This window comes from Aquirufa sp. ROCK-SH2, assembly GCF_054558315.1.
In genome coordinates, this window is sequence record NZ_JBPXKB010000002.1 from 374050 (window position 1) to 388462 (window position 14413).

Sequence of the window (14413 nt, forward strand, 5' to 3'; positions counted from 1 at the left end):
ATAAACGCTAATAACTAATCACTAATAACTAAAAACTAATAACTAATCATGTTAATCCTATTTCATCAAAACTCGTATAAACAATTTCACCACGTTCTAAGCTGAATTGGATGAGTTTTATTACTTCTTGATGTGCCATAGGTCTTAAGCAGTCCACAATCATTTGAATGGACAAAGGACCATTCTTTAAATAATTCAACATCAATAACCTTTCTTCTTCGTTTCCTTCAGGAAAAGCTTTTCCTGTGGATTCCTTTTTTTGTTGAATGCACACATCACAAATACCACAATTTTGATTGTAATTCTCCCCAAAATACGCAACTATTTGTCTGGTTCGGCAAATGGTTTTTTGTCGAACAAAGTGTTCAACAGCCTCTATTTTTAACAAGCTCTTGTTCTTTTTGGTCAAATAATTGTTCCAATGAATAGGCAAATGTTGAATACTGGCTCGTGGTGTAAGAAAAGAAATTTTGGGAAGACCATTTTGTTTGTCATAATCCAAGACTTCAAACTTTTCCAATAAGGCCAAAGTCTTTTCCAATTCAGCCATTGGCATTTTTACTTGTTGCGCTAAGTTAAATTCTGATATACCAACAAAGTCGGTGTACAAGTTGCCTCCGTATATTCTTAAAAGTGCTTTTAGGACTGTTTCAAATTTTTTGTTTCGAATTTGGAAATCGTATAATTCGGTTGCATTTACGTTGATTTTGATTTTAGAAGATTGATTGGAGGCTTCATTCAATAAAATAAGACCTTCACTTTCTAAAACTTTTAGTGCATAAAAAGTTTCTGAACTCGGGAGTTGAAATCGTTTTGCCATTTCTTGCCAATTGAAATCATACGTAGCATATTCCGCGCTTCCTTCTGCTATTTGAAGGTAATTACAAATGGCTTGATACGTTTTTTTCAATACTTCTGCTTCTGGAAATGATTTTTCCCATTGCGTTTTAAGTTCTATCAGGTCTTTTTCCTCCAATAAAATGGCCGCATAGGCTTTTTGCTCATCCCTTCCTGCTCGTCCAGCCTCCTGATAATAGGCTTCAAGAGAATCGGGTAAATCCATGTGGACGACTAAACGCACATTGGGTTTGTCAATCCCCATTCCAAATGCATTGGTGGCTACCATGCAATCAACTTTTCCTTGAATCCAATCGCTTTGTCTTTGACTACGTGTTTTTGTGTCCAATCCAGCATGATAGAATTGCGCATTGATGCCGTTTTTGTTCAAATGCTCCGCTATTTCCTGAGTTTTTCTACGGTTCCTTGCATAGACAATAGAAGAGCCTGGGACTCTTTGGAGCATTTGGAGCACTTTTTTGTCTTTGTTTTCTTCCCAAAGTACAGAATAAGATAAATTGGCTCGGCTAAAACTTTTCTGAAATATGCGAGGATTTTTAAGTTCTAATTTTTGTATGATATCCAATTTAACTTCCTCATTCGCAGAGGCGGTTAAAGCGATACAGGGAACTTTTGGAAATAAATTTTTAAAAGAACTGATTTCTAAGTAGGGGGGGCGGAAGTCGTAACCCCATTGAGAAATGCAATGTGCTTCATCGATTACTAAAAGACCAATTTTCATCAGTTTTGCCCGTTCAATGAACAATTCTGTTTTTAATCTTTCTGGCGAAACGTAAAGAAATTTTGTCTTTCCATAAATGCAATTGTCCAATAGAATATCAATTTGTCGGGCATGCATTCCGGAGTAGATGGCAACAGCTGGAATACCTCTTTTATTTAATTGTTCCACTTGATCCTGCATCAGCGCGATTAAGGGAGAAATAACTATGCAAATGCCCTCTTTTGCCATCGCTGGAACTTGAAAGCATATCGATTTCCCGCCACCTGTTGGCAAAAGAGCCAAGGTATCATGGTTGTCAATAACAGAAAGGATGATATCCTCCTGCAAGGGACGGAAGGCATCAAAATTCCAATATTGCTTTAAGATTTTACGCGGATCGAGCATGTGCAAAACTATTCAAAATTCGGATGATTTCCTGAAAAAATACTGATAATTCAATTGGATGTATGATGTAAGACGTAAGATGTATGACGTAAAATGTAAGATGTAAGATGTAAGATGGATGTGTCTTGTCCTGAAATAGGTTGACAGTTTTAGTTTTCTAAAACTATTAAAAATGTACATCTACTTATCACACACCTTTTACCTCATACATCTTACGTCCTACATCATTTTAAATTCCTCTTGCAAGTATATAATTTACTAGTATGTTTGTACCAATTCCTTTTCCTAACTCTAAGATCAAATGCCACAGAACTTGACCACAGAAATCAATTTTGAGGATACACTTCAAGAAAATCAATTCCTTCGATTTCATAAAATTCCTTGGATATTTCGAACGCTAATACCTACTGAACTAGAAGTAGATGGGGTTAAATGGCCATTACATTCGGAGGTTGATGTTAGCTCAATTGCTAAAAAGTATGGTCATTATCGATTGAGGTTGGTTTTTTTCGGATTTATTAAATCAAAAACTTTGATAATCACTGCTAACCAATCAACCACTTTGTTGACTTTCGGTTATCAATTTAAAAAGTGGGTTTATGTTCTGCTTGCTTACAGCGCCTTCGCGTATTTATTGTTTTCAAAAAATAGGTCTTTAACAATTTTAGTAATTAAAATCTGTCTGTTTATTCTTTTTATTCTCATTGAACTCTTAAAGAATTTCGTTGGGATAAGGGGAGATGAATTAGGTAATAGGTAATAGTTTTTCTCTGCTCTTCCTTTATTTTTTAACATTAAGGCATTAAGAATCATTAAGATTTTTGTCTTACCTTTTCTCTTCTTCTTTCTTCAAAAAATTGAATCATTTGAATAATAAATATTATTATTTTATTACAATTTATTTGCAAGTATTTAATTTACTAGTATGTTTGTACCGATTCCTTTTCCTAACTCTAAGATATTATGATACTGAACCTAACTACGACAAATGATTTAGATTTATCATTCCGAGAAATTCAAATTCTTCAATTGTGTAAAGACAATTTCTCTTGCAAAGAAATTTCTGAACAGCTTTTTATCGCTGAAAGTACTGTTCGGAAACATCGCCGAAATATTCTATTAAAGATTGGTGTTTCTGGGAAAAAAGAATTCCGGCGGTTTCTTCGAGCCTATCCCTCGCACAAGTAAAATAATTATATATTTTATTTGTTTAATTCAAATTTATACTGCAAAAATACTGCTTTAAGTAGTATTGCCTGTGAAACTGTCTGCCAATAACTTTACATCAAGTTTCGAAACCTTGGTGAAACCCGAAAAACCAGACAAGATCGTTAGAGTAGGGGAAATATTAAACTTAAAATAAGATGAAAATAATTAAAATTCTAGGATTAATTTGCTTTTTATCAAGTACTTTAAACTTATTTGGAGCTACAAAAATTAATGAAAAAAGAACATGTTTAGTTACTTCTCTAGGTGTAAATAATTGTGGAAATATGCAAATCGTAAAGACATCCGCATCGACTTATGGAAATGCCTCTCAGGAAGAATTATGTAGAAAAGCAAGGGAGTTGGGAATGGCTGTTATAAATGCCCCATGCGCCAGTACAAGAAATCCTCCTACTTTAAATATTTAAAATTAATTTATATCCCCTAGGCTATTAGGGGATATATCTCAAAATAATAACTGACTATTAATTATTTTAAGAATGAAAACAACAATTACTCTAATCTTTTTTTTGCTTTTTTATCATTATTCACACGCCCAAAATCAGCTTCTGCGTGTACAATACCTAGAAAATCATGAGTTATATGGCTATCAATTTATAAATGATTTGATTTTGTATGAAAATTACAGCAAAGAGATTAGAAACTTAAAAGCCTCAGCGAAAGTTCTTCCCGAAGCATTCAAATCTGCGTTAAATAGTAAAAGGCCCTATGTTTTGATTAAAGATTATTTGAATAAAACGATACTTACAAATGTTCTATATGGAAAACTTGCAGATACAATACAGCATTCTTGGACGCTCCTGCAAGGATCAAAGATAGTCCTAGGTTATGATTGTAAGAAGGCCTCAACTAAATTTCGAGGAAGAGATTATGTGGCATATTATTGCACTTCAATTCCTATTTCAAATGGACCTTACAAATTTCAGGGGTTGCCTGGGCTGATTTTGGAAATTTATTCAACCGACAAGTTTATTCACTATACAGCCTTAAATATTTTTAAAAAAGAGAAGGGCCTACTTGAAATAAAAAAAGATTGGTATAATGACACCATGTCTTATGCAACGTTCCAGAAAAAAAAGAATGAGGAAATAGAAGAATTATATAGAAAAACGGAATCGAGATTGCCACCAGAACAACAAGGCCAAATAAAATTCAGTATAAAGACGGAAGAAATTGAAAATGATTAAAATAATTTTAAAATGCATATTTGATGAGAGGAATAATTCTATTTTTTATTATACTTCCTTTTTTAACTACACAAAATTCAGTAGTAGTCAAATATCAATCAACGACTTTACTACCTAATTTGGTTGAAAAACAGAGTTTTTTCAAACTGCATTTTTTTGATGAAAAAAGTTATTTTGTATTTCAAGGTAGAAATAACAGTACTTCAGGAATCACCTCTTCCACACCTCGTTTTTCTATTATTAAAGACCTTAAAGCTAGAAAAATTTATCAACCTACTAAATTTGGTACCATAGAAGATAGTTTGAATTTAATGTCTTGGCAATTGGATAAATTAAAAAAAGTAGTTTTAGGATATCCTTGTAAAAGAGCAATTTGTACTTTTCGAGGAAGGGACTACGAGGCATTTTACACAGAGCAAATACCTATTTCCAATGGGCCATTCAAGTTTGGAGGATTACCTGGTTTAATATTAGAGGTATCTTCAACTGATCACTTTATTAAGTATGAAGCAATTCAAATTGACAAATCAGATTCCACCTTGTATGAATTCCCTGGTAAATGGCTTCAAAAAATCATTTCCTTTGAAACTATGTTAAATATGGAGGATATGGCAAATTTGGAGTTGATTAAAAAACAAGAGGCACGTTCGCCAATAGAAAAACAAGGGTTGATTACTTCTACTATTTCAATAGAAGGAATAGAAAAAAAACCTTAAAAATCTTAGGGATGAAGAACAGTCTTTGCATTTTTGTGTTCTTTTATGTCATTTGTATTTCTCAAAAAGTTTTTTCTCAAACTTGGACCTTAAAAGGAACGGTTATAAATGGTTCGAATAGACAATTGATTCCCTCTGGTATTACCATTTTAGAAGATAGCTTAGAAAATCATTTAGGTTTTTCAGAAATTGAAAATGGTCATTTCAGTATCATTTTGCCCATAATTCCCGTTCAATTAACGATTAATGTTTTAGGTTTTTATTCACTAAAACAACAGCTATTTTTTGACCCTAACAATAAAAATCCCCGTACTTTTTTTCTCCAAAAAGATAGCACCTATTTGTTACAAGAAGTAATAGTCAAACAGGCAAACAAGGGCATTTATGAATTACCTGATACGGTTATTTACAAGGTAAAAAACCTAAAATTGCCCGATGACCGAAAGATTGAAGATTTATTAAAACGATTGCCAGGCTTGGAGGTAGATGAAAATTCGGGAATGATTAAATACCGAAACAAAAATATTTCCACGGTTTTGATTGATGGAGAAAATTTGGTTGATCGGAATTATACCTTGGCAACCAAAAATTTAAATATTGATGACATTGATGAAGTTCAGGCGCTTGATCATTTTTCTGAAAACTCCATCATTAGTTCCTTGGGGAGTTCGAATGAAGTGGCATTGAATTTAACATTTGCCAAAAAATTCACGATAACAAATAACAGTACGCTCGATGCGGGTTTGGTGGAAAATCAAGTTAATGCTTTGGGAATTGTTTCCAATACGATCATCAATACAAAAAAAGTCAAAACATTACTGAATGTAGGCTTGAATAATTTGGGTGATAATAATTCAAAAATTGATTATAGCAGTTTCCAATCTGCGGATAAAATGTATGAACATTTACCTGAAAAATTATTTTCCGTAGGTGGTCCCTTTTTAAATAGTCAAAAGCAAAAAGCCAACCGGAATCAGCAGTGGGTAGGGGATCTTAGCGCCTTATTGAAACTACACAAAAACATTAAAATCCGTTTCAATAGTATGAGTTTAATGGATGAATATGATGTGTTTCAAAGAAGTACGAATCGGATTTATTTGCCTGAATTAAGCTTTGAAACATCCGACAAAAATGCCTTTCAAACCCAAGTAAAAAAATGGGACAAATCGGTTTATTCAAAATTCCAACCGAATCAGCATTGGATCATGGAAGGCACCTATGCGTTTAATACGAGTCGTGTCAAATATGCGAACTCACAAACCATTAATGAAGTTTTGGGTTTTCAGTCACAGCAAGATGCCACTTGGACGGACCGATTTATTGAATCTTTGAATACGCTCAAAATAGGCAAAAAATCCGCTTTGCAATACAACATTTCTCACACTCAAGTGAACAATCATTATTCTTTGGCTATCATTGATCGAGTTTCTGAAAATACCACTCGGCTACAAGAATTTGATCACACCATTTCAATAACACAAAATTACCTTAAGTTCATTCACGTTTTTATCCCCAAAAAGATTATCACCGAAACCAAAATAGCCATATTTGGCGTGAATCAAATGGTATATTCTCCCATTAAATTATTGAGCGATTATTCGGAAAACAATGTTGATATCACGCAAAATCTAAAAGGCCAATGGAACGATTTCAAATATTCCGTAGAAATTGGGAGTGGGACTTACCGTTTACAAAATTCATCTGTAGGGAAATCAACGGAAATGATCAGCTACCAAATTTCTTTGGATTATAAATTGGCTGGGCAAAGCATCAACTATACTTTCCAACAGCAACCTTCCCGAAATTACCGCAATTACATCATTGCGGATACCCTCTTTACAGACATAAGAAATCTGCGAAAAGATTCGTTATTTGCAAATATTCCCATCAAAGAAACACATTCCATTCATCTAAGCAATGATATAAAGAACGATTTCTATTATGTTTTAGCGCTAAATTACAGCAAAACCGCAGCCGATTATTATGATGCCTTCCAGCTTTCAAGGCGATATTCTTTGAGCCAAAAAATTTGGTTAAACAAGCCTATGGAGATATTTTTTGGCCGATTGGAAATGAATTATTTTTTAAATGCTCTATCCATTAACCTTAAAGCGGTGGGCGATTTCAATCAGATTTCATTTCCTATTTTACTAAATCAATCTACGCCCAGATCCATGCAATCGGCCAATATGCATTGGGGTTTAGGTGTAAAAACAGGTTTTTTGAAAAATATTTCTATTCAAAACTTTTTGGATGTGTATAACAACATCAATACAAATAATTCTAAAACGATTGCAAATACGACTTATAGAAATCAGTTGGGCATATTTTTCAGAAAGCACACCTATACATTTCGCTTTGCGGTCAACTCTTATAAGTTCGCTCCCAACGTAGATTTTTTGCATTTTATGGATGCTTCCGTAGAATATCGCCCACAGAAGTCGAAGTTCACCTGCGGTCTTAAAGGAAGTAACTTATTAGATAATAGGGTGAAAAATTATATCACAGTTACCAATTACTCGAGCAGTAGTCAAGAAAATTTTTTAGTTGGAAGAAGTTTGATTGTTTCTATTGTTTATAGTCTTTGATTGATTTAATATATGTTTGTACCAATTCCTTTTCCTAACTCTAAGATCCAATGCCACAGAATCTGACCACAAAAATCCATTTGGAGGATACACTTCGAGAAAATCAATTCCTTCGATTTCATAAAATTCCTTGGATATTTCGAACGTTAATACCTACCCAATTAGAAGTTGATGGGGTTAAATGGCCATTACATTTGGAGGTTGATGTTAGCTCAATTGCTAAAAAGTATGGTCATTATCGATTGAGGTTGGTTTTTTTCGGATTTATTAAATCAAAAACTTTGATAATCACTGCTAACCAATCAACCACTTTGTTGACTTTCGGTTATCAATTTAAAAAGTGGGTTTATGTTCTGCTTGCTTACAGCGCCTTCGCGTATTTATTGTTTTCAAAAAATAGTTCTTTAACAATTTTAGTAATTAAAATCTGTCTGTTTATTCTTTTTATTCTCATTGAACTCTTAAAGAATTTCGTTCGGATAAGGGGAGATGAATTAGGTAATAGGTAATAGTTTTTCTCTGCTCTTCCTTTATTTTTTAACATTAAGGCATTAAGAATCATTAAGATTTTCGTCTTACTTCTCTTCTCTTTCCTCTTTCCTCTTTTCTCTTTTCAAGTTTTTTGTATTTTGATGATGAGTTTCGTTAAAATTATTACTTTTGTTTTAGTGATATTTATGCTCAATCTCAATAACTATGCTAACAGAAAACGACAAAATTCAACTCGCACAAAAAGGTATTAATCAAGCTGAAATTAATCAGCAAGTTGATTTTTTTAGAAATGGATTTCCTTGGATGAACCTTGGTAAAGCCGCTACCCCCTCGGATGGCGTTTTGCAATTATCTAAGGAACAAATTGAAAAATACCAACAGATTTTTGATCAAAAAAAATCGAATCTCTCTATTTTGAAGATGGTACCTGCTTCAGGTGCTGCGACTAGAATGTTTAAATCTTTGTTTGAGCATTTGACAGAAGATAAAGAGAATAAGGAGTCGAAAGTGTTTTTTGAACGAATTAGCGAGTTTGCATTTGCACCTGAACTAAAGAAATTATTGCCTGAGTGGTCCACTGAAAAGGAGATTTTGGAGCAATTGTTGCTTTCTTATGGTATGGATTACGGCTCTTTGCCGAAAGGATTATTGGCCTTTCATTATTATCCGGAGGGGCCACGTACTCCTTTAGAAGAACATTTGGTAGAGGCTGCTTCTTATGCTTCTGATGGCAAAACTGCTCGTTTGCATTTTACCGTTTCCCCTGAACATCGCAAAAGATTTGAAAGTTTAGTTGAAAAGGTTGTGCCCAATATGGAAGCCCAATTTGGCATCCAATACGATATCACTTTTTCAGAGCAAAAACCTTCTACTGATACGGTGGCTGTTGATTTAAACAATGAGTTATTTCGGGATTCTGATGGAATTTTACTGTTTAGACCTGCGGGACATGGGGCTTTGTTGGAAAATCTAAACGATCTACAAGCGGATATTATTTTTATCAAAAACATTGATAATGTGGTTCCCGATAAATTAAAAGAGCCTACCATTGTGTACAAAAAGGTGTTGGGTGGATTACTAATTGAAATTGTGGATCACGTTAAACAGTTGTATGCAAAATTAGAAAACAGCCCCAATGAACAAGTTATTCAGGAAGTGACAACTTTTGCTTCTGATTATTTGGGGATACAATTGGCTGATAATTTTGTAGGCAAATCTCTTTCCGAGAAAGTTGATTTTCTAAAAAGTATATTGAATCGTCCTACCCGGATTTGTGGGGTAGTGAAAAATACGGGTGAGCCGGGAGGCGGTCCTTTTTGGTGTAAAGATGCGGATGGCAATAGTACCTTGCAATTAGTAGAATCGGCACAAGTAGATGCTTCCAATGCGGCACAAATGGCCATTTTTACAGGATCGACGCATTTTAATCCAGTTGATTTAGTTTGTTCTACCAAAGATCTAGCTGGTAAACCATTTGATTTACTGAAATTTAGAGATATGTCAACTGGGTTTATCACTGAAAAAACCAAAGATGGAAGAAAATTGAAGGCGCAGGAGTTGCCAGGCTTGTGGAATGGTGCCATGGCTTTTTGGAATACGATTTTTGTCGAAGTGCCTTTGGAGACGTTTAATCCAGTAAAATCTGTGAATGATTTATTGCGAGATGCACATCAGAACTAAATATTTTTTGGCTTTGTAAAAAAAGCCCTATTTTTGTGAACTTTAAGAAATTAAAGTAAAGTATATAAATGCTTGATTACATAAACCTTGTTTGGTCTCCAGACAGGGTTTTTTGTTATATGGAAAAGAGAAGAGAGAAAAGAGAAGAGAGAAGAGAGAAAAGAGAAGAGAGAAAAGAGAAAAATCTTAATGATACTTAACGTCTTAATGTTTAAAAATAAATGAGTAGAAATAATTCTAAAAAAACATTTTAAAGTATAAGATATTCAATATTAAAGTTATATTTGAAATTCAAATTAACCTAACCTCTAAATTTTCCAAATTATGGAAAAAGTCTATTTCCAAAACCAAAATGCCAACTTATCAGTGAGTATTTATTCTGGGAAGGAGATGTTACTCACCATCTTACCTGGATTTGAAGATTGGATTGAATTCCCTGTTGGTAAATCCGAAATAATTGTATCGTCGAAACTATTGGGTATTTCGTTTAAAAAAGAAAGGCATTGGATTGATGTTGGAGCGGGGATAAGTAATGTACAAATTCAATTAGATCCAATGCTAGATAAAAATTTTCCAATAGAATTACCATTCTTGTTGTTTTTGGCTTTATCTGGCTTTGTTAATTCTTTTGATTTGAAGACCGAGGATTTCAATTTTGCGTATTTCAAGGTCAATAGTGAACAATTGCTTAACTTGATAAATGCAATTTTATTCTGTTTACTTATTCCAGTATATGTTCATTTGATTATTAAATGTTACCGAAGAATCAAGAAACTGAAAAGTATTTTTGTCGTTAATTATATTCCCTCTAACCTCTAAATCTCTCAAATTATGGAAAAAGTCACCTTTCATAACAGCACAAAAGGCATAATCAAAGTTTTTCTTGGGCAAAATAAGGAATTGTCTATCTATGCATTTTCAGATGATTGGTTATTGCTGCCTGTAGGTACTAGTGAAATTGTTTTGTCGACAAATGGTTTCATTCCGTTTAAATCAAATAAAGAAAGTCATTTTGTCGAGATTAGCGAAGGCAAAAATGAGATCAATGTTCAAGTCAATGCAAAGGTAGACAAAGGCTCTTTGCTAAAACCTTTTGCTGCGATTTATTGGTTATTTTTCTCAATTTTTTCTTTTGTAAGGTTTGAAACAAAATCCATCAACCTTTACTATTTCAAGGTCGATTTTTCCATTATTTTTTTGGCGGTTGCGGCTTCAATGGTTATGTATGAAATTTTTCGAATTTACAATAATGTCAAAAAATTAAAGGCTGTGGAAAAGATTTTTGTTTTGGAGAGGATTTAGCAAGGAAAGAGAAAAGAGGAGAGAGAAAAGAGAAGAGAGAAAAAAACTTTTACCTCTTACCTTTTACCTCTTACCTCTTACCTCATTCTCTTTCTTAAAATTTTTATATAAAAAACTTTGTAATCTTTCAAAGTTTCCTTAGTTTTGCTTCGCTAAATTAAATAGCTCGAAGTATGAAATCGCGTATATTGTGTAAAGGGACTCAATTATTTTTCCGTTATGGCGTGAAATCTGTCACTATGGATGCCATAGCAGCGGAATTGGGCATTTCCAAAAAAACGATTTATCAACATTTTCCGGATAAGGATTCCATGGTTTTGCAGGTAGTGGAATCATTTATTGAATCAGATTCTAAAAAGTGGGATGAGCTAGATTTAAAATATCCGAATGTAATCGAAAAGATGTATAAATCTTTTGATATGTTGAAAGATATGTTGACTGATTTGAATCCGCGCATACTGTATGAGATTCAAAAATATTTCCCATTGGCTTTCCAAAAATTTGTTGAATACAAAGAGGAAATTACCATTAAAAAAATACAAGCAGATTTTACGTTAGGTATTAAGGAAGGCTATTTTCGTTCAGATATTGAAGTAGAACTTTTGGCACGTTTACGTATGGCCGAAGTAGATTTAGCTTTTAATCCTGACTTTTTTCCCAATAATAAATTATCGCTTTTTGAAACTCAATTGGTATTCTCAGACATTTTTATGAGAGGCATTTTGACAGAAAAAGGTTTAACGCTTTATAATTCTTACCAAACAAACAAATAAATGATCCGCCTAAGAAAAATTATTGCTTCTGGGTTGGTGCTTGCGAGCACCGCAGTATATGGGCAATCTTTCAGTCTCAAAGAGGCTGTAGATTATGCAGTTACCCACCATGTTCAAATTAAAAATGGCCAAATTGACATTGCTAATGCTGATGCAAAAATCAATGAAATCAAGGCTATGGGGCTTCCCCAAGTGAATGGTTCAGTGAATTACACGAATAACTTGATTATTCAACGTATGTTCATTCCGGCTAATACTTTCAATCCATCAGCCCCAGCAAATGAAGTTGTTGCTGCTGAATTTGGAGTAAAAAATTCTGGTTTTGCCAATTTTGGTTTAACTCAATTGCTTTTTGATGGATCTTATTTATTAGGCCTAAAAGCTTCTTCGGTTTACAAAGAATTGTCCGTTAAAAGTTTGACACAATCCAAACAACAAACTGCTGAGAATGTTGCAAAAGCTTATTATAGCATTTTGGTCAACGAAAAAAGAAAGCAATTATTTGCCTTAAATGTGGGTCGTTTGGACACTCTATTGAAAGAAACAAGAGCATTATTTGCCCAAGGGTTTGTGGAGAAGGTGGATGTTCAGCGTTTAGAGGTACAAGCCAATAACTTGAAAACAGAATTTGATAATGTCAATCGTTTACAAGAAATGGCTTATTCCTTACTGAAATTTCAAATGGGTTATCCGATGGAAGAGCCAATCGTTTTGAAAGATAATTTGGAACAAATTAAATTGAATAATAGTCTTGTGGAATCGCAAAATGGCCCATTCGAGTATGCAAATCGTATTGAATATTCCATCCTGAAAACGCAAGAGAGTTTAGCTGAATTAGATGTGAAAAGTCAAAAATCAGGCTATTTACCTCGTTTAATTTTGAATGCCAATTATGGTTTTAACACAGGTCGTAAGGTGATTGAAGACCTAGTAACGAAGCCTTGGTTTGATAATGCCACAGTGGGTTTTGCCATTCAAGTTCCAATTTTCGATGGTTTCTCGAAAAAATACAAAACTATTCAGTCGGAAAATAACTTAAGAAAAGTTCGTCAGAGTTTTGATCTAGTTAAATCATCCATTGATTTACAGCGAAATCAAAGCATGATTTCATTGAAAAATTCATTGGAATCTTTGAAAGAACAAAAAGAAAATTTAGAATTAGCCAATGAAATTTCTAGAGTTTCTCGCATAAAATACCAACAAGGTGTCGGATCTAATTTGGAGGTATTGAATGCTGAAACTTCATTGAAGGAATCGCAAGTGAATTATTTTACTGCTCTTTACAATGCTTTGATAGCTAAAGTTGAATTGGAAAAAGCAAATGGAACATTATATAACGATTAATTGAAAGGAAAAAGAAACATGAAAAAGTTACATATATTATTAGGAGGAATTTTATTGTTCGCGGCTTGTTCAAAGTCAGTTGACAAAAAACAAGAATTAGCCGATTTGAAGGCCCAAGAAAAAGAAATTGCAGCTAAAATTGCACTACTTGAAAAAGAAGTTGGCAAGGCGAATCCTGCATCAGAGGCAAACACCAAGGTGATTGCTGTATCTGTAAGCCCCATTCAAACACAAACGTTTAAGCACTTTGTAGAAGCTCAAGGTTCAGTTTTGGCAGAAAATACGGTTTTGGTTAGTCCACAAACAGGTGGTGTGATCGTTACTTTGCCAGTCATTGCTGGTCAAAATGTAAAGAAAGGCCAATTGATTGCAACGCTAGACAATACTATTTTAAAGGAGTCGATGGAGGAAGTTCGTCATCAATTAGCTTTGGCAAAAACGCTTTATGAAAAACAAAAAGCGCTTTGGGATCAACAAATTGGAACAGAAGTTCAGTTTATCAGTGCCAAATCAAACAAAGAATCTTTGGAAAAACGTTTGGTTACTTTACAAGCACAATTAGCACTTTCGAAAGTTTCTGCTCCTATTTCAGGAACCATTGAAATTGTTCGTCAAAAGGCAGGTGAAATGGCTTCTCCAGGTGTGCCGATTGTTCAAATAGTGAACCTTGGTAATTTGAAAATTGCAGCTAAGATTTCTGATACTTACATTAGTTCGGTGAAAACAGGTGATCCTATTACAGTGAAATTTCCAGACATCAATAAAGAAATTACTGCTAGAATCTCTTTGGTTTCTAAATTGGTTAATCCATTGTCAAGAACTTTCGAAATTGAAGCAAAAATTCCGAATGCGGGAGATTTGAAACCGAATCAATTGGCAGTTATCAATATCAATGACGTTTCTAAGTCGAACGCTGTGATCATCGATGAGAATTTGGTGCAAACTACTGAAAAAGGAACTTTGGTCTATGTGGCTGTAGAGAAAAATGGCAAGAAGGTTGCTGAAGCTAGAAGCATTACTTTAGGCTTATCTTACAATGGCCAAGCGGAAGTCGTTTCTGGTTTGAAAAATGGAGATTTAATCATTACGCAAGGATTTCAAGATTTGGTAGACGGTCAAACAATATCATTTTAATTCCCTG

General features: G+C 33.8%; 14 protein-coding genes. 13 read left to right on the forward strand and 1 reads right to left on the reverse strand.

Annotated elements, in window-relative coordinates:
* Nucleotides 1–46: 46 nt before the first annotated feature.
* Entirely contained in the window at nt 47–1963 is a 1917-nt protein-coding gene (locus V7S79_RS05515) for a RecQ family ATP-dependent DNA helicase (RefSeq protein WP_459489562.1), read from the reverse strand.
* A gap of 301 nt (nt 1964–2264) precedes the next feature.
* Here V7S79_RS05515 and V7S79_RS05520 point away from each other — a divergent pair, with 301 nt between their 5' ends.
* From V7S79_RS05520 to V7S79_RS05580, 13 genes are all read left to right on the forward strand, one after another.
* On the forward strand, nt 2265–2723 hold the full coding sequence (locus V7S79_RS05520) for a hypothetical protein (RefSeq protein ID WP_459489563.1): 459 nt from the start codon (nt 2265–2267) through the stop codon (nt 2721–2723).
* Nucleotides 2724–2926: 203 nt separating this feature from the next.
* On the forward strand, nt 2927–3151 hold the full coding sequence (locus V7S79_RS05525) for a LuxR C-terminal-related transcriptional regulator (protein WP_459489564.1): 225 nt from the start codon (nt 2927–2929) through the stop codon (nt 3149–3151).
* Between the two features lie 176 nt (nt 3152–3327).
* Nucleotides 3328–3597, forward strand: coding sequence for a hypothetical protein (locus V7S79_RS05530; protein ID WP_459489565.1), 270 nt, complete (start codon nt 3328–3330; stop codon nt 3595–3597).
* Between the two features lie 72 nt (nt 3598–3669).
* Nucleotides 3670–4377, forward strand: coding sequence for a GLPGLI family protein (locus V7S79_RS05535; protein ID WP_459489566.1), 708 nt, complete (start codon nt 3670–3672; stop codon nt 4375–4377).
* A gap of 23 nt (nt 4378–4400) precedes the next feature.
* On the forward strand, nt 4401–5093 hold the full coding sequence (locus V7S79_RS05540; RefSeq protein WP_459489567.1) for a GLPGLI family protein: 693 nt from the start codon (nt 4401–4403) through the stop codon (nt 5091–5093).
* Nucleotides 5094–5104: 11 nt separating this feature from the next.
* Nucleotides 5105–7681: a hypothetical protein gene (locus V7S79_RS05545; protein ID WP_459489568.1), complete on the forward strand. Its 2577-nt coding sequence runs from the start codon at nt 5105–5107 to the stop codon at nt 7679–7681.
* A 50-nt stretch (nt 7682–7731) separates the two neighbouring features.
* Entirely contained in the window at nt 7732–8190 is a 459-nt protein-coding gene (locus V7S79_RS05550; RefSeq protein WP_459489569.1) for a hypothetical protein, read from the forward strand.
* A 187-nt stretch (nt 8191–8377) separates the two neighbouring features.
* Nucleotides 8378–9853 carry a DUF4301 family protein gene (locus tag V7S79_RS05555; RefSeq protein ID WP_459489570.1) on the forward strand — a complete coding sequence of 492 codons (1476 nt, stop codon included), beginning with the start codon at nt 8378–8380 and terminating at the stop codon, nt 9851–9853.
* A 324-nt stretch (nt 9854–10177) separates the two neighbouring features.
* Nucleotides 10178–10672, forward strand: a complete 495-nt coding sequence (locus tag V7S79_RS05560; RefSeq protein ID WP_459489571.1) for a hypothetical protein — start codon at nt 10178–10180, stop codon at nt 10670–10672.
* Nucleotides 10673–10684: 12 nt separating this feature from the next.
* On the forward strand, nt 10685–11155 hold the full coding sequence (locus V7S79_RS05565; protein ID WP_459489572.1) for a hypothetical protein: 471 nt from the start codon (nt 10685–10687) through the stop codon (nt 11153–11155).
* Between the two features lie 173 nt (nt 11156–11328).
* Nucleotides 11329–11928 carry a TetR/AcrR family transcriptional regulator gene (locus tag V7S79_RS05570; protein ID WP_459489573.1) on the forward strand — a complete coding sequence of 200 codons (600 nt, stop codon included), beginning with the start codon at nt 11329–11331 and terminating at the stop codon, nt 11926–11928.
* Nucleotides 11929–13272 carry a TolC family protein gene (locus V7S79_RS05575; RefSeq protein ID WP_459489574.1) on the forward strand — a complete coding sequence of 448 codons (1344 nt, stop codon included), beginning with the start codon at nt 11929–11931 and terminating at the stop codon, nt 13270–13272. It abuts the gene before it with no gap.
* A gap of 18 nt (nt 13273–13290) precedes the next feature.
* Complete coding sequence (locus V7S79_RS05580) at nt 13291–14406, forward strand: efflux RND transporter periplasmic adaptor subunit (RefSeq protein ID WP_459489575.1); 1116 nt, start codon at nt 13291–13293, stop codon at nt 14404–14406.
* Nucleotides 14407–14413: the final 7 nt, after the last annotated feature.